This is a genomic window from Pseudomonas sp. R3-41, assembly GCF_054161485.1.
On record NZ_CP096421.1, the window covers coordinates 6223775 to 6243290 of the forward strand.

At 61.4% G+C, this 19516-nt stretch carries 20 protein-coding genes; 14 read left to right on the forward strand and 6 right to left on the reverse strand.

Annotation, left to right across the window (positions count from 1 at the left end; translation table 11 throughout):
- Window positions 1-89: 89 nt before the first annotated feature.
- Window positions 90-1364, forward strand: coding sequence for an Hsp70 family protein (locus M1D99_RS26875; RefSeq protein ID WP_434572689.1), 1275 nt, complete (start codon window positions 90-92; stop codon window positions 1362-1364).
- Between the two features lie 135 nt (window positions 1365-1499).
- Here M1D99_RS26875 and M1D99_RS26880 read toward each other — a convergent pair whose 3' ends face one another.
- The 4 genes from M1D99_RS26880 to M1D99_RS26895 form a co-directional block, all read right to left on the reverse strand.
- The gene (locus tag M1D99_RS26880; RefSeq protein ID WP_186707795.1) at window positions 1500-2513 is read right to left on the reverse strand and encodes an AI-2E family transporter; all 1014 of its coding nucleotides are present in this window, start codon (window positions 2511-2513) and stop codon (window positions 1500-1502) included.
- Window positions 2514-2746: 233 nt separating this feature from the next.
- Complete coding sequence (locus M1D99_RS26885) at window positions 2747-3019, reverse strand: PsiF family protein (RefSeq protein ID WP_186707797.1); 273 nt, start codon at window positions 3017-3019, stop codon at window positions 2747-2749.
- A 205-nt stretch (window positions 3020-3224) separates the two neighbouring features.
- Complete coding sequence (locus M1D99_RS26890; protein WP_458131053.1) at window positions 3225-4115, reverse strand: esterase/lipase family protein; 891 nt, start codon at window positions 4113-4115, stop codon at window positions 3225-3227.
- Between the two features lie 118 nt (window positions 4116-4233).
- Window positions 4234-4872, reverse strand: coding sequence for an FMN-dependent NADH-azoreductase (locus tag M1D99_RS26895; protein WP_458131054.1), 639 nt, complete (start codon window positions 4870-4872; stop codon window positions 4234-4236).
- 138 nt (window positions 4873-5010) lie between these two features.
- On the opposite strand from M1D99_RS26895, the gene M1D99_RS26900 reads away from it, so the two are divergent.
- Window positions 5011-5952 carry a LysR substrate-binding domain-containing protein gene (locus tag M1D99_RS26900; protein ID WP_458131055.1) on the forward strand — a complete coding sequence of 314 codons (942 nt, stop codon included), beginning with the start codon at window positions 5011-5013 and terminating at the stop codon, window positions 5950-5952.
- 57 nt (window positions 5953-6009) lie between these two features.
- Window positions 6010-6540 (forward strand): ferritin-like domain-containing protein, encoded by a 531-nt coding sequence (locus M1D99_RS26905; RefSeq protein ID WP_186707806.1) that lies wholly within the window; start codon window positions 6010-6012, stop codon window positions 6538-6540.
- Window positions 6541-6669: 129 nt separating this feature from the next.
- Here M1D99_RS26905 and M1D99_RS26910 read toward each other — a convergent pair whose 3' ends face one another.
- Window positions 6670-8745, reverse strand: coding sequence for an AsmA family protein (locus M1D99_RS26910; protein ID WP_458131056.1), 2076 nt, complete (start codon window positions 8743-8745; stop codon window positions 6670-6672).
- 376 nt (window positions 8746-9121) lie between these two features.
- Between M1D99_RS26910 and M1D99_RS26915 the strand changes: the two genes are divergently transcribed.
- The 11 genes from M1D99_RS26915 to M1D99_RS26965 all read left to right on the forward strand — a co-directional run bounded on the left by M1D99_RS26915 (window position 9122) and on the right by M1D99_RS26965 (window position 18135).
- The gene (locus M1D99_RS26915) at window positions 9122-9616 is read left to right on the forward strand and encodes a hypothetical protein (RefSeq protein ID WP_186707810.1); all 495 of its coding nucleotides are present in this window, start codon (window positions 9122-9124) and stop codon (window positions 9614-9616) included.
- Window positions 9617-9773: 157 nt separating this feature from the next.
- Complete coding sequence (locus M1D99_RS26920; RefSeq protein WP_434576625.1) at window positions 9774-10406, forward strand: TetR family transcriptional regulator; 633 nt, start codon at window positions 9774-9776, stop codon at window positions 10404-10406.
- Window positions 10407-10681: 275 nt separating this feature from the next.
- Complete coding sequence (locus M1D99_RS26925; protein ID WP_434572701.1) at window positions 10682-11212, forward strand: hypothetical protein; 531 nt, start codon at window positions 10682-10684, stop codon at window positions 11210-11212.
- Window positions 11209-12618, forward strand: coding sequence for a PAAR domain-containing protein (locus M1D99_RS26930; RefSeq protein ID WP_458131057.1), 1410 nt, complete (start codon window positions 11209-11211; stop codon window positions 12616-12618). Before M1D99_RS26925 ends, M1D99_RS26930 begins: the two co-directional genes overlap by 4 nt.
- Window positions 12615-13004: a hypothetical protein gene (locus M1D99_RS26935; RefSeq protein WP_339478432.1), complete on the forward strand. Its 390-nt coding sequence runs from the start codon at window positions 12615-12617 to the stop codon at window positions 13002-13004. The genes M1D99_RS26930 and M1D99_RS26935 overlap by 4 nt, the downstream gene beginning before the upstream one ends.
- A gap of 494 nt (window positions 13005-13498) precedes the next feature.
- Complete coding sequence (locus M1D99_RS26940) at window positions 13499-13882, forward strand: DUF6124 family protein (RefSeq protein WP_434572704.1); 384 nt, start codon at window positions 13499-13501, stop codon at window positions 13880-13882.
- A 488-nt stretch (window positions 13883-14370) separates the two neighbouring features.
- Entirely contained in the window at window positions 14371-14871 is a 501-nt protein-coding gene (gene ureE, locus M1D99_RS26945) for an urease accessory protein UreE (protein WP_057448286.1), read from the forward strand.
- Window positions 14868-15542 carry an urease accessory protein UreF gene (locus M1D99_RS26950; RefSeq protein WP_434572707.1) on the forward strand — a complete coding sequence of 225 codons (675 nt, stop codon included), beginning with the start codon at window positions 14868-14870 and terminating at the stop codon, window positions 15540-15542. Before ureE ends, M1D99_RS26950 begins: the two co-directional genes overlap by 4 nt.
- A gap of 9 nt (window positions 15543-15551) precedes the next feature.
- The gene (ureG, locus tag M1D99_RS26955; RefSeq protein ID WP_060739393.1) at window positions 15552-16166 is read left to right on the forward strand and encodes an urease accessory protein UreG; all 615 of its coding nucleotides are present in this window, start codon (window positions 15552-15554) and stop codon (window positions 16164-16166) included.
- A gap of 30 nt (window positions 16167-16196) precedes the next feature.
- Entirely contained in the window at window positions 16197-16769 is a 573-nt protein-coding gene (locus tag M1D99_RS26960) for a HupE/UreJ family protein (protein WP_434572709.1), read from the forward strand.
- 232 nt (window positions 16770-17001) lie between these two features.
- Complete coding sequence (locus M1D99_RS26965; RefSeq protein ID WP_434572711.1) at window positions 17002-18135, forward strand: AGE family epimerase/isomerase; 1134 nt, start codon at window positions 17002-17004, stop codon at window positions 18133-18135.
- A gap of 137 nt (window positions 18136-18272) precedes the next feature.
- Here M1D99_RS26965 and M1D99_RS26970 read toward each other — a convergent pair whose 3' ends face one another.
- Window positions 18273-19037: an SDR family oxidoreductase gene (locus M1D99_RS26970; RefSeq protein ID WP_186707822.1), complete on the reverse strand. Its 765-nt coding sequence runs from the start codon at window positions 19035-19037 to the stop codon at window positions 18273-18275.
- Window positions 19038-19516: the final 479 nt, after the last annotated feature.

Sequence of the window (19516 nt, forward strand, 5' to 3'; positions counted from 1 at the left end):
GATTGCGAATTAGCAGATAACCGGCCTTCGAATCCGCGCCGCACTGACATACACTGCGCGGCCGTTTTTTCAACTGGAACCCGAAAGACATGAAAAACGCATCCCCGGCCCGTGCCTGCGGCATCGACTTTGGCACGTCCAACTCCACCGTCGGCTGGCTGCGCCCCGGCATGGAAACGTTGATCGCGCTGGAGGACGACAAGATCACCCTGCCCTCGGTGGTCTTTTTCAATCTCGAGGAACGCCGCCCGGTGTACGGCCGCCTGGCCCTGCACGAGTACCTGGAAGGCTACGAAGGCCGGCTGATGCGCTCGCTCAAGAGCCTGCTGGGTTCCAAGCTGATCAAGCACGACACCAGCGTGTTGGGCACGGCCATGCCGTTCAAGGATCTGCTGGGGCTGTTCATCGGCCAGTTGAAGCAACGCGCCGAAGCCGCCGCCGGTCGGGAATTCGAAGAAGTGGTGCTGGGGCGCCCGGTGTTTTTCGTCGACGACGATGAACTGGCCGACCAGGAAGCGGAAAACACCCTGGTGGACGTTGCCCGTGCCATCGGCTTCAAGGAAGTCTCCTTCCAGTACGAGCCTATCGCAGCGGCCTTCGATTATGAATCGACCATCGAGAAAGAAGAGCTGGTGCTGATCGTCGACATCGGCGGCGGGACCTCGGACTTCTCCCTGGTGCGCCTGTCGCCCGAGCGGCGTATGCATGACAACCGTCACGCTGACATCCTCGCCACCGGTGGCGTGCACATCGGCGGGACCGATTTCGACAAGCAACTCTCCCTGGCCGGCCTGATGCCGCTGTTCGGCTACGGCAGCCGCATGAAAAGCGGTGCCTACATGCCCACCAGCCACCACATGAACCTGGCGACCTGGCATACCATCAACGCGGTGTACTCGCAAAAGTCCACCCTGGCCCTGGGCAGCATGCGCTACGACATCGAAGACACCGGCGGCATCGACCGGCTGTTCAAGCTGATCGAACAGCGCGCCGGGCACTGGCTGGCGATGGAAGTGGAAGAAACCAAGATCCAGCTGACCCACGCCGACCAGCGCCATTTGCTCCTGGACCGGATCGAGCCGGGCCTGAGCGTGGACCTGAGCCGGGCGATGTTCGAGTCGGCCATCGACGGCCTGCTGGAGCGGGTGCGCGGCAGCGTCACGCAGTTGCTCAACGACGCCAACGTGCGGGTCGATAAGGTCGACACGGTCTTCTTCACCGGCGGTTCCAGCGGCATCCCGGCGCTGCGCAACAGCGTCTCGGCGATGCTGCCCCAGGCGCGGCATGTGGAAGGCAATATCTTCGGCAGCATTGGCAGCGGGTTGGCGATCGAGGCGATGAAGCGGTATGGGAGCCAGGTCTGATCCGAGACCGAGGCGCCCCCTTCGCGAGCAAGCCCGCTCCCACAGTTTGACCGAGTTCTTTCAGAAGAAATGCGATCGAACTGTGGGAGCGGGCTTGCTCGCGAAAGCGGTAGATCAATCAACACAACTTCCGGATCAAACCATCCCCACCTGCTTCAACTCGCTCTTGAGGTACGCATAATAAATCGGCCCCGCCACCACCCCCGGCAAGCCGAACGCGGCTTCGAACACCAGCATCGCCATGAGCAATTCCCAGGACTTGGCGCTGATCTGCCCGCCAACGATACGGGCGTTGAGGAAGTATTCGAGCTTGTGGATCACGATCAGGTAACCCAGCGCCGCCACCGCCACCCAGATCGACAACGACAAGGCGACGATGGTGATCAGGGTGTTGGACATCAGGTTGCCAATCACCGGCAGCAGCCCCAGCAGGAACGTCATCACGATCAGGGTCTTGGTCAGCGGTAGCTGGATGCCGAACAGCGGCAGCACCACCGCCAGGAAAATCCCGGTGAAGAACGTGTTGAGCAGGGAAATCTTGATCTGGGCGAAGACGATGTTGCGAAACGCCTTGACCAGCAGGTTCAGGCGATCGAACAGCGCTGCGGCCAGGGGCTTGCGCTTGGTCAGGTCGGGAATGCGCTGCAGGGCAACGATGGCCCCCAGCACCATGCCGATCAGCAATGTCACGAACATGTGGGCAGCGTCCTTGCCCACCAGTTGCAGGTCGCTCAGGTGCTTGCTCACCCAGTCGCCGATTGCCACTCGGAACTCGGCAGCGCTGGCCGGTAGGTAGGCGTCGATGAACGGCGGCAATTGTCCACGGGCGCGGTCGACCACCGTCATGAACTTGTCCAGGGACGCGCCTGGGTTTTCTGCTTCATGGAGCAGGAAACTGAAGGCCCCGGCGAAAATCAATGAAAGCACGCTGACCACCAGCGTGCCGAGCAACGCCACTGCCAGCCAGCGGGCACGACGGCCTTCGATCAGGCGCTGCAACTGCGGGGTGAGCATGTTGACCAGTTCGAACACCAGCAGCCCGGCCAGCAAGCTCGGCAACAGGCGCAGCGGCAGCACCAGCAACAACCCACCAAAAATGATCACCCAACTGATCACCAACAACACATGACGCTGAGAAAACGTTGGCATACAGCCTCAGGACAAAACGGCGTGAAAGGATCGGCAGTCTGCCAGCGATCCGCTGGCAGCACTAGGGATTGTGTCGGCCGACCTTCGTCGCAGTTCAGGGCTTTTTTGTAACTTTTGCGTCGGCCCCATCGCGAGCAGGCTCGCTCCCACAGTGGATCGGCGTTGGCCTGTCCATGTGGGAGCGAGCCTGCTCCGGGCGGCGATCCGACGATGGGGCCCCACAGATCCAACACTTATTTTTTCTTCAGGCACTCACTCATGAACGCCTTTCGCGCATCGCCCTTCAGCGCCTGCTCGGTGGCGGTGGCGTTGCAGCTCTTCATGCGCTCCTGCGGGGTAGCCTTGAGGCAATTGCTCATGAACGCCTTGCGCTCGTCGCCCTTGAGCGCCTTGGCGGTGGCGTCGGCATTGCAGGTGGTCATCTTGCTCTGCTGCGCCGTCTCGGCGAAGCCCTGGGAACACAGCAGCAAACCGATCATCAACAAAGGCACACGAAGCATCTTCATGGTGTTTCTCCTGGCTGCCACACGAGGGGGTGGCGATGGGTGGAGTGTAGACAACGCCTGTTACACCTCCCAAGAGATTCTCGGCGCCTGAACAACCGCTTTCGCGAGCAAGCCCGCTCCCACATTCGATCGAGTTTCTTCAGAAAGAATGCGGTCAATGTGGGAGCGGGCTTGCTCGCGAAGAACGATAACGCGGTCCAACGGGCTACACCCCGGCAGCCTTCAACCGCTCGGCATGCTCGACAAACAACCGAATCGGCTCGGCCCCCTTGCCCACCAGCCCCAGCGACTGGTTGACGATGTCGAAGTGGTCCAGCGGATAGTCGTCGCCGATGACCGTGCCCAGGTGGGAGCTGTAGCGTCCGACCAAGCCGTCGCATTGCCCCGCTTCCCGGACAAAGGTGCGGGCAAATAAACGGCACGTGCGGTTGGTGCCGTCGAACAGGTTGCGCCCTTTATCGGTGATGCCCGGCTGCAAGGTGCCGGACCACGAGTAATAGCGCACGCCATTGACCTCTTCCGGCCCCTGCCCGCCCCAAGTGAGCGGCAGCCCCTGTGGATGACGTTGGTTGAACAGCGCCACGCCAGCAGTGGTCAGCGAGACGTGGGACGCGTGAATGTCTACCGGCAGCTTCGGCCCGCGATAGCCGGTGTCCAGCAGGCTCATCAGGGCGTTGATCAGGCGTAGCACGGCACTGAGCATGCGGCCCTTGGCGCTGTCGGCCGGGTAATGGCGCTGCAGGTAATCAGCCAGTTCGGAGCCGTGGTTGGGGCCGGCCACCGACGTGACCGACGCCACCAGGTCCGGACGCTTGGCGGCGGCATAACGGGCGGTGAGGCTGCCCTGGCTGTGGCCGATCAGGTTGACCTTCTGCGCACCGGTTTGCCGCAGGATGTCGTCGATCACTGCCAGCAACTGCTCGCCGCGCACCTCGGACGAATGCAACGGCGAAACCTTTACCGCCACCACCACGGCCCCACCGCGACGCAACGCCGAGACGATTCCATACCAGTACGGATATAGCACCAGACGGATGAACCCGAGCATGCCTGGGACCAGCACCAGAGGGTAACGAGTGGCGCAGCGTTGCGACATGGCGACATCCTTGATCAAGAGGGGTCAGCATCGGTACTGATGATGACCAGTCTATGACACCCGGATGAATCCGTGGCGAGGGCGCTTGCTCCCTCTGGGCTGCGCAGCCGCCCCTTTCTCAAAACGTCCGCGCCAGCGCCAGCAAACGCTCCTCGGCCTCGGCGCAGGACAACGCAAAACTGCGCTCGGCCGACTCTTCGCCTTCGGCGGCCACCACCGTCACATCGGTGATGCCGATGAATCCCAGCACGGTGCGCAACAGCGTGTCGGCGTGGTTCATGCCCTCCAGTTGGCCGCCGGGGCCGAAACCGAAATCGCCGCGGCTGGTCACGATCAGCGCCTTCTTGCCCAGCACCAGCGGCTCGTAGTGCGACACGCCGTTATCCAGGCTGTGATTGAACGTCAGCCCGATGCGCACGATCTGGTCGATCCAGGCCTTCACGCCGCTGGGCACGCTGAAGTTGTGCATGGGCGCGGCGATCACCAATCGGTCATGGGCTTGCAGCTCATCGACCAAGGCGTCGCTCAGGGCCAGGTCCGCCTGCATGATCAACGGTCGATTCTGGGGCTCGGGGTAGAACGCCGCCGCGATAAAGGCTTCGTTGACCGGCGGTATCACCGTCCGTCCGACCTCGCGGCGGGACAATTGGGATTGCGGGTTCGCGGCCTGCCACGCCGAAACAAACGCCTCGGCCAGGCGCCGGGAATGAGAACGCTCGCCACGGGGACTGCCATGCACCACAAGAATCTTGCTCATCTGAATCTCCTTTTATGCGGCTACAATCAACACTGCTTGTGCGGCGCAGATTGAAGCCCGATGCTGCCAGCAGACAAATGAGCGTTAGTTCATCTGGATGAGTTAATTTCATCCGTAGCGTTTTTCAGGAGAATCCGGATGTTCGCCAACTTGCCGCTCAACGCCCTGCGCGCCTTCGAATCCGCCGCGCGGTTGCTCAGTTTCAAGGCGGCTGCGGCGGAGTTATCGGTGACGCCTACAGCGATCTCCCACCAGATTCGAGCGCTGGAGAGCTGGCTGGGGCTGGTCCTGTTCGAACGCCTGCCCCGCCAGGTTCGCCTCACCGACGGCGGGCAACGCTTGTTCCACAGCTTGCACGGGGCCTTGCTGGAAGTAGCGCAAAGCGTCGATACCTTGCGCCCGCAACGCAGCACCACCCACCTGACCCTGTCCACCACCGCCGCGTTTGCCGCCCTGTGGCTGGTGCCGCGCCTGGGGCGTTTTTACGCGCGCCACCCGAACATCAACGTGCGCCTGGACACCCATTGCGAGGTGCTCGACCTGCACCAGGACGCCAGCGTCGACCTGGTGGTGCGCTACAGCCTCGACGCCTACCCGAACCTGTACGGCATGTGCCTGTTCGATGAAAGCTTCGGGGTCTATGGCTCGCCTGAACAGGTGGCCCTGGCGGCCCGGCAGCCGCCGACGCTGATCAGCGTGCGCTGGCACAACTCCAAGCTGTACGCCCACGGTTGGGATGCCTGGTGCGCCCAGGCCGGGGAAACCTGGCTCACCCGTCAGCCGTGCATCCGCGAGTACGACGAGGAGCACTACGCCTTGCAAGCCGCGATCGCCGGGCAGGGCCTGGTGCTGGCGAGCAATATCCTCGCGTCGCAAAGCATCGCCAGCGGCTTGCTGGTGGGCTATCGCCCGGACGTCCAGGTCAATGGCGCCGGCTACAGCGCCCTGTGCGTCCCGGGCCGCGAACGCCATCCGCCGGTGCGGGCGTTCTTCCAGTGGCTAGGGGAGGAAGCACGGCTGTCCGGCTATGCGCTGAAAAACTCGGTAAAACTTTTCCAGGACCGTGTCACTCAGACTTAGAGTGATCGCGCCATCAGAGCGTGACGCTCCCACCGGATCAGCCTCCAGGAGAACGAGATGAGCGACATGCACTTATCCGATGTAACCACCCTGCGCGAACGAGCACGGCAGAACGTGCAGAACGGCGCCGTGACCGAAGGCTACGGCGCCGATCGCCAGGAGGTCATCCGCCTGCTCAACGAAGCGCTGGCCACCGAACTGGTTTGCGTGTTGCGCTACAAGCGCCACTACTTCATGGCCACCGGTCTCAAGGCCAGCGTGGCGGCCAGTGAGTTCCTCGAGCACGCGAACCAGGAAGCCGAACACGCCGACACACTCGCCGAGCGCATCGTGCAGTTGGGCGGCGAGCCGGAGTTCAACCCCGACCTGTTGACCCGCAACTCCCACGCCCAATACATAGCGGGCAACACCCTCAAGGAAATGGTGTACGAGGACTTGGTGGCCGAACGGATCGCCATCGACAGCTACCGGGAAATCATCCAATACATTGGCGAAAAAGACCCGACCACCCGGCGCATCTTCGAAGACATCCTGGCCCAGGAAGAAGAGCATGCCGATGACATGGCCGATATCCTGGCTGATCTCTGATACACCTGAGGGCCCCTTCGCGAGCAAGCCCGCTCCCACAGTTGAACCGCATTTCTCTGAAGGAACTTGGTCAACTGTGGGAGCGGGCTTGCTCGCGAAAGGGCCCTAAGCTTCATAACAATTCGCCGGCTACCGGGTCGGCTTGACCGTCACCGGCGCCTTGCCCGCCTTCATCTGTTCCAACAGCGGCGCGCACTGGTTCGGCTCTCCGCCGCTGGGCGCCACCAGCGCCAGCAACCCGGCCGCCGGCGCGGCGATCACGCCCAACGCCACCATGCCGGCACCGCGCAGCATCAGGGGCACGGCCTTGACCCCGGCGGCGGGCTTGGCGAACGTGCCCCGCACATACAAGGGCGAACGCAGGGAAATCAGGCGCCAGCCCTTGGACTCTGGAGTGATGGTCAGGTCCAACTTTTCACTCGCCATATTCGCCGTGCCGTCGATGTAGATGATCGCGTTCTCGGTATCGAACACGAACAGGCGCGTGGTCGCCAGGCCCGTCTTGATGTCGAAGTCGGCTGCCGCGCAGTTGATCTTCACTTCCTTGTCGCCAAAGATTTTCCCTACCACGTAGTTACCAACGTTCAGCCCCGCCAGCTCCATCAATTCCCGACTGATGGCGCCATCGTTGATGAGCATTTTCAGCGTGCCGTTGGAGGTGCCCAGCAACGCCGCCACCGAATTGCCGCGCCCGGCGATGTCGGCATCGCCATTCAATTCGCCGAAGCTGGTTTTCATCGGCTCGAAACCCGGGAACAATTGCTTGAGCTTGAACCCCCGCGCCGTCAGCTTCGCCTGGCCTTCCAGCGGCCGGGTGCGCCCGTTGAGGCGGATCTGTGCATCGAGGCGGCCACCGGCCACACCGAAACGCAGGGGCTCAAGACTCAACTGCCCGTCGTTGAGCACCAGATGGGTATACAGGTCGGTGAACGGCAGCTGCTCGCTATGGACAATGCGTTTGCCGGTGAACTCCACATCGGCGTCCATCACGCGCCAACGCTCGGTGCGAAACTCTTCTACGGGCAAGACCTTGCCGGTCGGCTGTTTGCTGGCGCCGCCGCGGGCCTTTTGCTCGGTGTTGGAGTCAGCACCGATCAACGGCGCCAAGTCGCTGAACAGCAGTTGATTGGAGACCAGCGCGCCACTGAGTTTGGGCCGCGGCTGACTGGCGACGTAAGCCAGGTCGCCATGGATATCGCTGTCGCCGATCTTGCCGTTGAACCCCTCATAGCGAAACAGCGCCCCACCCGGGTCATGCAGTTTGGCGATCAAGCGGCCATCGGTGGCGTAAGGCGGTGAGTCCGGCAGGGTCACGCCGGTCAGTGGGTAGAGCTGGGCGAGGCTGGTGCCCGCCAGTTTCAGGCGCAAGTCCAGGGCCCCGAGGTTCAGCGGATCGGTGAGGGTGCCCGCCAGTTCGACACGGGTGTCACCGACCTTCGCCTGGGCCTGGAGTGGAAAAGGTCGTGACGCATCCTTCAGTGCCAGCAAGCCACCGACCTTGCCGGAGCCGGTCAGGTTTTGCCCGTGATACTGCCCGTTGACCTTGAAGGCGAACGCGTAGTCCTGTGGCGTCGCGCCTTGGTCCTGGGCTTTTTTCGCGGCTTTGTCACCGACGATATCGCTGAACGGAATGGGTTTGCCCAACGGGTCGATCAACAGGTCGAGGCGGGTCTTGAGTGTCTGGTCGTCAAGGGTGACGTGCCCCTTGTCGAAACCAATGGCGCCAATGTCCACCACCCAGCTGGACGGCTCCGCGTCCGGGTCTTTCGGATCGAATTGGAAGGTCCAGTTGGCGCGACCGTCCGCCAGGCGTTGCAGATTGGCGTTGGGCTCCACCAGGTCGATGCGTGGAATCACCACTCGCCGGGCCAGCAAGGCCAGAGGCGAAACGCGCAGCTCGACACGCTTGAGCGTGACCATTTGCGGCGTTTTCGACCAATCCGGGTTACCCAGGCTCAAATCTTCGGCCACCACATGGGGCCACGGCAACCAGGCGCGCCAGCCACCTTCTTCCGGCTCACGCTGCCAGATCACCGCCAGGTTGCCGTTGATGGCGAAGGGACGATGCAATTCCTCGGAAACCTTGGCATTGAGCGGGGGCTTGATGCGGTTCCAGTCGAAGAAGGCGATGACCAGCACCAGCACCGCCAGCAGGACAACAAGGCTGGCAAAGCTCCAGGCGAGGATTTTCGAGGTGCGCGTCATGCACAAGGCTCCTGATGACAAGTCAGCGTCCGCAACCGCGGCGCTGTTTTAAATACGAACCTGCACCGGTTCGTCATGAAGGGTTGGACTGGCGAAACGGCCAACAGGTGCCGATGAACGGCACAAAAAGATGCCAGGATTCTGACTGATCGGCCAACAAACTGTTACCGCCCCCGCACATTTGCGAGGCAGCGATGGGTACAAAATACCCACCACGGTGCAAAACAGCACCTTGGAAACGCCCGTTCTAGAGCCTTCGCCGCGAACAATCAATTCCGTTGATTATTACCATTGCGTTTATGAACTTTTATATCGACTTATCGAGAGTAGCATTGCCCTCGTACCCACTTTATCGCCCTTCCAAGGAGCAACGATCATGAAACGCCAATTACTGATGAGCCTGTCCCTTTCACTGCTGGCCTCTACTGCCTTCGCACTGCCAGCCTCCGAACAAGCCACGCCACAGGTCAAGGACAGCCATTCTGTCTACAGCCAGACGGTTGCCGAAGGTGGACGTGATCGCCTGGAAGAAAAAGGCCTGGCCGAAGACGGTTATGACCGTACCAAGCAGAGTGATACCGTGGCAGCTGACGGTTCCGACCGCACTCCAGGTCAAACCCTGGCAGCTGATGGTTCCGACCGCACTCCAGGCCAAACCTTGGCAGCCGACGGTTCCGACCGCACTCCAGGCCAAACCTTGGCAGCCGACGGTTCCGACCGCACTCCGGGTCAAACCCTGGCAGCCGATGGTTCCGACCGCACTCCAGGCCAAACCCTCGCTGAAGACGGTTCTTCGCGCACTAAAATGGGCGATACCGTGGCCGAAGGCGGTGGTGATCGTGTGATCGAACGCAACAGCACCGTGAGCTGAGCCCATGGTGGCCCAGAAAAAAGCCCGATTCCTGCAATCGGGCTTTTGACTTTTCAAGCCCTTCGTTTTCCCCGCCCGATCCCCCTCTACCGTTCGACGTCGGCAAAGCCGATTTGCTAGAGTGCACCGCTCCCGTGAATCAGAAGTCAGCCTTGTGATGCTGCCCCGCGCCGAACAGAAACAACAGACACGCATTGCCCTGATGGACGCAGCCCGTCATTTGATGGAGTGCGGCCGGGGATTCGGCAGCCTGAGCCTGCGAGAAGTCGCCAGGACGGCGGGCATCGTGCCCACCGGGTTCTATCGGCACTTCGAGGACATGGACCAACTGGGCCTGGCACTGGTCAGCGAAGTCGGCCAGACCTTCCGCGAAACCATCCGCCTGGTCCGCCACAACGAATTCGTCATGGGTGGCATCATCGATGCGTCGGTACGGATCTTTCTCGATGTGGTTCAAGTCAACCGATCCCAATTCCTGTTCCTGGCCCGCGAGCAATACGGCGGCTCCCTGCCGGTGCGCCAGGCCATTGCTCAATTGCGCGAAGACATCAGCTCGGACCTGGCCGACGACCTGGCGTTGATGCCCAAGCTGCAGCACCTGGACCTGGCCGCCCTGGGCGTGATGGCCGATCTTATCGTCAAGAGCGTGTTCGCCACCCTGCCGGACATCATCGACCCACCCGCCCAAGCCCTCCCCGAACACCTCACGCCCCAGGCGAAGATGACCCAGCAACTGCGATTCATCTTCATTGGCCTCAAGCATTGGCAGGGGCTGGGCAGTACCGAATAACTGTCAGCATGCCTCCTTTGTGGGAGCGAGCCTGCTCGCGATAGCGGCGTCTCAGCCCCCTGATTGCTCACCTGGCACACCGCCTCCCGAAAAACCACGCAACAGATACTTTCGATGTAGGAAAAGGTGCATCTTGGCCTACGAACTTTCCTATTCGCTGCAAATGCGCCCCACGCCGGGATTGCCCGCTATCAGCGGCTCATCGTCTTATTCATCGCTTCCAAGACCTGTCAACGCGGCCTTGCGTACGACGTCTTTGTATAGGAGCCATGAAAATGACTGCACCCTTGCTATCCCACCACACCAATGAAGCCTCTCTTGAATACCTGAGCCATCTCGACGATCCCTACTTTGAGCCGGATCGGTTGGAGGGTTGCGTCGAAGAAGTCGCGACACTGCTTAGACAACAACAGGCTTACGTCAAAGCCCATCCGCCACTCGGTATTTACCGACTGGCCGCCGAGGGTAGTCAGACCCGGGACGGCGGAACGATCCAACATGCTTCATCACCGTTTGAATTCAAGATGGATGGCCGCACGCTACGCGCCGCCCAGAAAGGCGATCACGTCGTGTATGCCGATGGCAGCACGGCGCGGATCGTCACCGGGGCCGGTGAAAGCAACAGCGATGTTGCACTGGTCGGCAGCCGTCTGAGCAACGGCGACGAAATCATCAATACGCCCCAAGACATAGCGGTTCTCATCGTCCGCAAAGGCGTGTCGAACGCAGAAGATTTTTTGCCCGCAGTAGGGCCAGCTGAGGGCCGCCGTCTGCGCCGGAATGAGATGAAGGAGAACATGCAATGACCGAGGGTTACTTCATCGGTCAGGGCGACAAGACCTCTTGCGGCGGGAAAGTGCTGGATGGCGATGACAGGGTCAACATGTTTGGCCTGCTGCATGCCCGCGAAGGTGACCGCGTCTCGTGTGGAAAGGACGGGAAAACTTATCAGATCAAAGGTGGCATCGGGCACATTGTCAGCCATGGCAAACACATGGCCGGAACGCTCGATAGCCATAGTACCTGCCCCTGCAAAGCGCAACTGATCCCTTCGGTATTCTGGGCCACCTATGAAGGTGCGAATTCTGCACCGCAAGCCAGCCGAGCCGCTCAGCCGGCTCCACAGCCCGCGACCAGCGCTCCAACTGCTTCACGCCAATCGTTTTCAGCCCCATCAATCAACCCTCCGCCCCCAACATCTACCCGCGTAGAACCCCAGGAACCGGGATTCTACGTTGTGCCCAAAAGCGTGACCCGCGAAGCGCTGGAGGCCACGTTGTTCCCGTCACCCGACCCGGCGGTGATGCGCAAATTCCGCGCATTGAATCCTTATCGCGATGTGGTCAAGGCCGGTTCGATGATCGTGCTGAGCGATCCGAACAATCACCTATGCACCCGCGAAGAGGCGCAGGTGATGGCGGCGGCGCAAACAGTGAATACCGCGCTCGATGACCTGACCGCCGAGCAAGCCGACTTCATGCACCGCCACGCGGCTGAGATCGCCAGCTTCACCGGCCAGACCTCTACTTGGCTTGGCGTAAGCGCGGTGATGATGGAAAAACACCTGACCAGCTTGCGCGACACGCTGCAAGCCATGGAACGCTTGCACCAGGAAAGCTATCGCCAACACGGCCACCTCAAATCAGCGCAGTTTTTCACCGAGCGTAAGCTCCTGCTCGCCCAGCTGGATGCCCACCTGCTGAACTCCACCCGCCTGCGCGGCCATACGACCCTGGGCGACCATCCCAAACTGAAAACCGCCCTGGGCATTTCGAGCCGTAGCTTAGTGCACCACTGGAACAAGGCCGGAGCACCGGGGCAGATACCGGGGTATGCGACCCACGTCGAGAGCACCAGCCGAGCAGCGAAATATATGCAGATGGGCGGGTATATCGGGATTGGAGTTGGTGGGGTGTCTTCGATATTAGCTGTTCAGGACGTGTGTAACGGAGGCTCTGAGGCGGCTTGTGAGAGAATTAAGTTCACTGAAGGAGGAAAATTCGGCCTATCTACCGTTGGTGGCGCTTGGGGTGGAAATTTAGGTTTATCAGCCAGCGGGCCGCTTTGCTTGGCGCTTGGAGCCTCTACTGGTATCGGAGGTGTGATTTGTGTCGCGGCCGTAGTGGGCGTTGGTGCTTGGGCGGGTACAGCTGTTGGAAGTATGGGAGGCGAAAAAATAGGTGACGTTATGTACGAGATAGCTTTGCCATGACGCTGGGGGAGTTCTGGAACTCTTCGCTGTCTGACTGGATTGTGTTGGCTATGATCCCTATGAACCTTGCGTGCTTGACATTCAGTTTGTACCTAATTCGCCATCATTTGAACCCCATGATGGATGCCTTGAAAAACAGCCGCTTCATATACCTTTGGGCTCCCGCTTGGCGAAATCGAGGCTACTTTGGGGGATTTGTGCTGCTGAGTAAAATTGCCGGGATGGTGATTTTTTCAAATGCGTATATCCGCATCGGGGATGTGGACCCCGTTGATGTCAAACATTTCCCACCCTATCTGAAACGTCTTCTCATCATTGATAGAACGTTGATGGCTTTTACTTTGGCATGGATGGGCATCGTAGCCGTGCTGATCAAGCTCAGATAACACCTGGGTTCCAAGTCGAACCAAGCTCAATCTCGATCCACATTCACTGTGAGAACGAGTTCCCATAGTTGATGGCTACTTGCCCCCTCGCTCCACCAGACATTCAAAATCGCAACTTTCGGCAGCCCCTACGCAATTTCTGTAGGAGCTGCCGACGGCTACGATCTTCCGGTGCTTTTCCCCGCCAAACCCTCGGACATTTCCTTCAACACGCGGGGCTGTTCATGAACTAGGCAGCGCTCTATGGCGCGGCTAACCTCTGTTCGTCATCGCAAAAACGGTGATACGGACGTGCAAGTCCGGTCTAGGAGCGTATTCGTTATGGCTATTCGCCGAGCATTTTTCTATGCTCGCTGACTATTATGGCGGCTGCGCGTGGGAGATCTTCGGGTCTGCCGGGTTCCTGGACCGGTCTTGCACACCTACGTACAGCTGCCACCCATTTTTCGACGTGCAATCGGAGGGTGCCGGCTCCACTTCCAGGAATTTTCACTATGTTCAAAGCAACTCCGAATCCGCCAAAAAGCGGCCACAAATCCCGCGTCCAAGCGCAGGAAGAAAAAAAGCTCGATGACGCCGCCACCCGCGCCCTCGACTACTACCTCAAGCCCAAGCCCACCTCACCGCCCGAACCCGATAAAAACCAGCTCTTCATCGTGTCCCCTCACATAGACACCGAAACCCTGCTCGCCAACGCCTCCGAAGACCTGCTCTCCATCAGCACCATCGCCGCCGACCTGGCCGACGACGTGGACGACTCACGCCGCTGCGTCGCCTTGGCGATCAGTCGCATGGCCGATGGGGTGCAGTTGCTGGTCGAGCGGGCGTTGGATCATCTGGAAACCAAGGAGATGGCGGCGCCTGGGGCCAAGGGATAGCGCCTTGCTTTGATGCGAGCTGGGCCGACGCCATCGCGAGCAAGCTCGCTCCCACAGGGTTTTGTGTAGAGCCGAATATCAAGTTCAACACCAATCCATTGTGGGAGCGGGCTTGCTCGCGAAAGCGGTGGATCAGACATATTGATGTCGACTGACACGCCGCCTTCGCGAGCAAGCCCGCTCCCACAGGGTTCTGAGTCGAACCGAATCTCAAGCTCAACACCAATCCATTGTGGGAGCGGGCTTGCTCGCGAAAGCGGTGGATCAGACATATTGATGTCGACTGACACGCCGCCTTCGCGAGCAAGCCCGCTCCCACAGACGCTTTTGTGTTGGTCGCAAAATGGTGCACAGCCCCACGACGCGCACCAACATGGCACGCAATCCGCCCCATCCTGAAACGCCATCCCCAGATATTTCCTACACCCCCTTCGATTGGCAAGCCCCTTGCTCTAAACACAGCACCGTTCATTGCTGGAAGCACTCCGATGCTGGTGATTCACCGCAGAATCGACACTCAACCGCGCTGGGACGCAGAGCTGCACCTGACCTTCGACGCCCGCAGCAAAAGCCGTCTGCGCTGTTTCAGTGCCGAAGGTGAAGACGTCGGGTTGTTCCTGGAGCGAGGCCAGCCGCCGCTGTACGACGGTGAGTGCCTGCAGGCCGAAGATGGGCGCATCGTGCGCGTTTGCGCCCGCGCCGAACAATTGCTGCATGTCACCTGCGCCAATGCCTTCGAACTGACCCGCGCCGCCTACCACCTGGGCAATCGCCACGTGGCCCTGCAAGTGGGCGATGGCTGGTTGCGCCTGCTGGACGATTACGTGCTCAAGGCGATGCTCGAACAACTGGGCGCCCGCGCCGAAGCCATCGAAGCCCCGTTCCAGCCGGAACACGGCGCCTATGGCGGCGGCCATCATCATTCCCGGCACGGCGACGAAGACTTCAACTACGCGCCGCGCCTGCATCAATTTGGCGTGCGCACATGAACCCGGCCTGGGCGCTGCTGCGTCTGGCCAGCCCGCAGTTGCCGATTGGCGGCTACAGCTACTCCCAGGGTCTGGAAATGGCGGTGGACAACGGCCAGGTGAAAAAACCCGACGATGCGCGGCGCTGGATCAGCGACCAATTGCTGTTGAACCTGGCACGCTTCGAAGCGCCCCTGCTGCTGGCACACTGCACCGCAGCCGCCGCTAACGATTGGGACACGCTGCGGCAACGCTGTGAAGAGCACCGCGCCAGCCGGGAAACCCGCGAGCTGTACCAGGAGAGCCGGCAGATGGGCTACTCGTTGCAACAATTGCTCGCGGGCCTGCCGGAACTCGACCGCGCCGCGCGAGGCTTTCTCGAACAGCACAGCGAACCGCACCTGGCACTGGGCTGGGCCCTGGCCGCCCGCGCCTGGCAGATCGCCCCCCAGGATGCCCTCGCCGCCTGGCTGTGGAGCTGGCTGGAAAACCAACTGGCGGTGCTGATGAAAACCCTGCCCCTGGGCCAGCAAGCGGCCCAGCGCCTGACCAGCGAACTGCTGCCGCTGTTGCAACAGGCCCAGCACGACGCCTCGAACATCGACCCCGACCATTACGGCAGCGCCGCGTTTGGCCTGTCCCTGGCGTGCATGGCCCATGAGCGCCAGTACAGCCGTCTGTTCCGTTCCTAGGAGACACACATGAACACACAACCTCTGCGCGTCGGTATCGGCGGCCCGGTGGGCTCCGGCAAGACCGCCCTGACCCTGGCCCTGTGCCTGGCTCTACGTGAACGCTACAACCTGGCGGTGGTCACCAACGACATCTACACCCGCGAAGACGCCGACTTCCTGGTGCGCAACGAAGCCCTGGCGCCGGAGCGGATCATCGGCGTGGAAACCGGCGGCTGCCCGCACACGGCGATTCGCGAAGATGCCTCGATCAACCTCGAGGCGGTGGACCAGTTGAACCGGCGCTTTCCGGGCTTGGACCTGATTCTGGTGGAGTCGGGCGGCGACAACCTGTCGGCGACCTTCAGCCCGGAGCTGTCGGACCTGACGATCTATGTGATCGACGTTTCCGCCGGGGACAAGCTGCCGCGCAAGGGCGGGCCGGGCATTTGCAAATCCGACCTGCTGGTGATCAACAAGATCGACCTGGCGCCGCTGGTGGGCGCGTCCCTGGAGATGATGGACAGCGACACCCGGCGGATGCGCAACGGCAAGCCCTTCGTGTTCAGCAACCAGAAGACCGGCCAGGGCCTGGACGACATCATCGCCTTCATCGAGCGCCAGGGTCTGCTGAGCGCCGCCTGATTTTCCGACTGACCACAAGGAAGCTTATCCATGACCTTCAAACGCCTCTTCGGTGCTCTTGCCCTGCTGCTGACCCCGGCCCTGGCCTTCGCCCACCCCGGCCACGGCGACAATGGCCTGATCGCCGGCCTCGGCCACCCCATCGGCGGGCTCGACCATTTGCTGGCGATGCTGGCGGTCGGCTTGTGGGCCGCACAACAACAAGGCGCCGCGCGCTGGGCGCTGCCCTGCACCTTCGTGGGTACGATGCTGCTGGGCGGCCTGCTGGGCTTTGAAGGCCTGAACCTGCCGGCGCTGGAAAGCGGGATCGCCGCCTCGGTGTTGGCCCTGGGCCTGGCGGTGGCACTGGCGGTACGTCCACCGTTGAGCCTGGCGGTTGGCGCGACGGCGTTGTTTGCACTGTTCCACGGTGTGGCCCATGGCTTGGAACTGCCGGACATGTCGAGCCCGTGGGCCTATGCGGTGGGCTTCGTCGCAGCCACGGCGGCGCTGCATGGCGCCGGGTTTGCACTGGTGCGGGTGCTGCCACGCGCGGCGACGCCATTGGTTCGGTTGGCTGGAGCAGCTTCGGCGGGGGCTGGGGTGTGGTTGTTGGCGGGTTGATTCTTTAGCGCCTTCGAAGACGCCTTCGCGAGCAAGCCCGCTCCCACAGTTAGGTCGGTGTACGCCGCCTCCTGTGGGAGTGAGCCTGCTCCCGCAGCTTGATCGCTGTACACCGTACCCTGTGGGAGCGGGCTTGCTCGCGAAGGCGGCCTGATAGCCACCCCATCTCCCCAGGCCTGCCACTCTGCTACCATGTCGCGCAATCGCCCCCAAGCCGTGACGACGTCCGCCCATGCCTGATGCTTCCCGCCCCGCTCCCCCGCCTGAATTGACCGCCCTGTTCGCAACAGTGCGGCAGCATTTTCACGACGTGATCGTGCCGATGTGGCAAGGCCCGGGCTGGAATGCCGAACTGGCGCTGCCCTATGAATCCCTGGATGCCGAACATGCGCCGCTGCCGCCCCAGCGCTACCGGGCCATGGCCTGTGCGCGACAACTGTATGTGTTTGCGAGCCTGATTGGCGAAGTGCCCCAGGCCGAGGAACGGGCCAGCGCACTGTTCCGCTCGCTCCAGCGTCATTTCCACGATGCCGAACATGGCGGCTGGTTCTACAGCATCGACCCGCGAGGCGCGCCGCTGGACACCGGCAAGGACCTCTATACCCACGCGTTTATCCTGTTCGCCTGCGCCCATTACTGGGGCAAGGTCCGCGAACCGCTGGTGGAATCGGTGCTCAACGCGAGCCTGGAAGTCATCGCCCGGCGCTTTGCCAGCGTCGACGGTCTCTACGAAGCCAGCCTCAAGCGCGATTGGTCGACGACGGGTTCCGGCCCTTTGCAAAACCCGTTGATGCACCTGGCCGAAGCGTTTCTCGCCACCCTCTCGGTCCGCGAAGATGCCAACGTCCGCCAGGCGTTGCTGGACTTGTGCGACGGGATGGCCAAGCACTTCATCGATCCGCAGCAGCGGGTCATGATGGAAAAACCGCTCAAGGCTGTGGATAACTGGTTCGAGCCGGGCCACCAGTTCGAATGGTATTACTTGCTGGCCTCATCGCCGCTGTTGCGCAACGGCAAGTTGCACACCGCCCTGGAGCGCAGCTTCGGCCATACCGAACAACGCGGCGTCGATCCGGATTCCGGCGCGGTGTGCGCGATGCTGGCGGTGGACACACAAGCAGGCCCACGGGATGCCACCCAACGCATCTGGGCCCAGGCGGAATACCTGCGGGCGCTGACTTTGCGCCCGGACAATCAGGGGGCATTGCTACATCAACTACAGGCGTTGCGGCAACAATTCCTGCATGGCAAAGGCTGGAACGAATGCCTCGACGCCGACGGCATTGTCAGCCGCCGGGACATGCCGTCCACCACGCCGTATCACCTGCTGACCTGCTATCGCGGGCTGGCCGATTATCTGGCTTGACCCCCACTGTGGCGAGGGAGCTTGCTCCCGCTGGGCCGCGCAGCGGCCCTAAAAAGCTTACGACTGCTTCGCAGCCGAGCGGGAGCAAGCTCCCTCGCCACAAGGGCTCAACATTTCCAGCTCAAGTACGTCAGCGGTCAGGCCTTGTTACGCTCAATCGCAAACCCAGCCCAGGTCTGGCTCACCGGCATCAGCTCCAGGCTGTTGATGTTGATGTGCGCCGGCGTGTTGAGCACCCAGAAAATCGTGTCGGCGATGTCTTGTGGCTGGATCGGCTCGGCGCCGGCATAGGTCGCGTTGTAACGCGCCTGGTCGCCACCGAAGCGCACCAGGGAGAATTCGCTTTCGCACAGGCCCGGCTCGATGTTGCTCACTCGCACGCCCGTGCCTTGCAGGTCGCAACGCAGGTTCAGGGAGAACTGTTTGACGAACGCCTTGCTCGCGCCATACACATGGCTGCCCGGATACGGGTAGTTGCCGGCAATGGAACCCAGGTTGACGATCCCGGCGCCACGGCCGTGGGCGATCAGGCGCGGCAACAGCAGGCGGGTGCTGTAGATCAGCCCTTTGACGTTGGTGTCGACCATGGTGTCCCAGTCATCGAGGTCGCACTTGGGCGCCGGGTCGACGCCCAGGGCCAGGCCGGCGTTGTTGATCAGCCCGCGCAACGTGGCGAAGGACGGCGGCAGGTTGGCGATGGCCTCTTCCATGGCCTTGCGATCGCGTACGTCCAGGACCAGGCCATGGACTTCGGTCTGCTTCGACAGCTCGGCACAAAGGGCATTGAGGCGTTCTTCACGACGACCGGTCAGCACCAGTTTCCAACCGGCCTCGGCAAAACGTCGGGCACAGGCTTCACCAAAACCGGATGTCGCGCCGGTGATAAACAGAGTGTCAGACATCGTGTTCTCCTTGTTGGAACTTCAAAAGCCGTTGAATGGAATCGGCCCACAGCATGCCCGGCCTGATACGTCGGGGGCAAGGTTTGCACACGTGCTTTTGGCCCACATCTGCTCATAAAACAACCAATCCGCGCCAGACCTTGCCCAGCAAGGCCCGCAGCCGGTTGCCCGCACCTTATCCACAGGCACGTCCACAGTAATCGGGGGCAAGTGCAAACCCCACAGGCCGCTGTGCATAAGGCTTTGCGGGGTATTTGGAAAATTTTTTCGCTTGACCCTGCAACTCAGGTTGTGCAACGCAAGTTATCTGCTATAAGTCAGCGCCCCAGAGGCGATGGCTCCAAGCCAGTAACCACGGCCCTCAGCGCGGTCTTTCCAGAGTTTAATCACAGACTTATCCACAGGATTACCGATAGACTTCCGGGCCCATTCCAGTGCTCACAAAACTGTTGACAACTGCCGCTCACGCTTGACCGAAA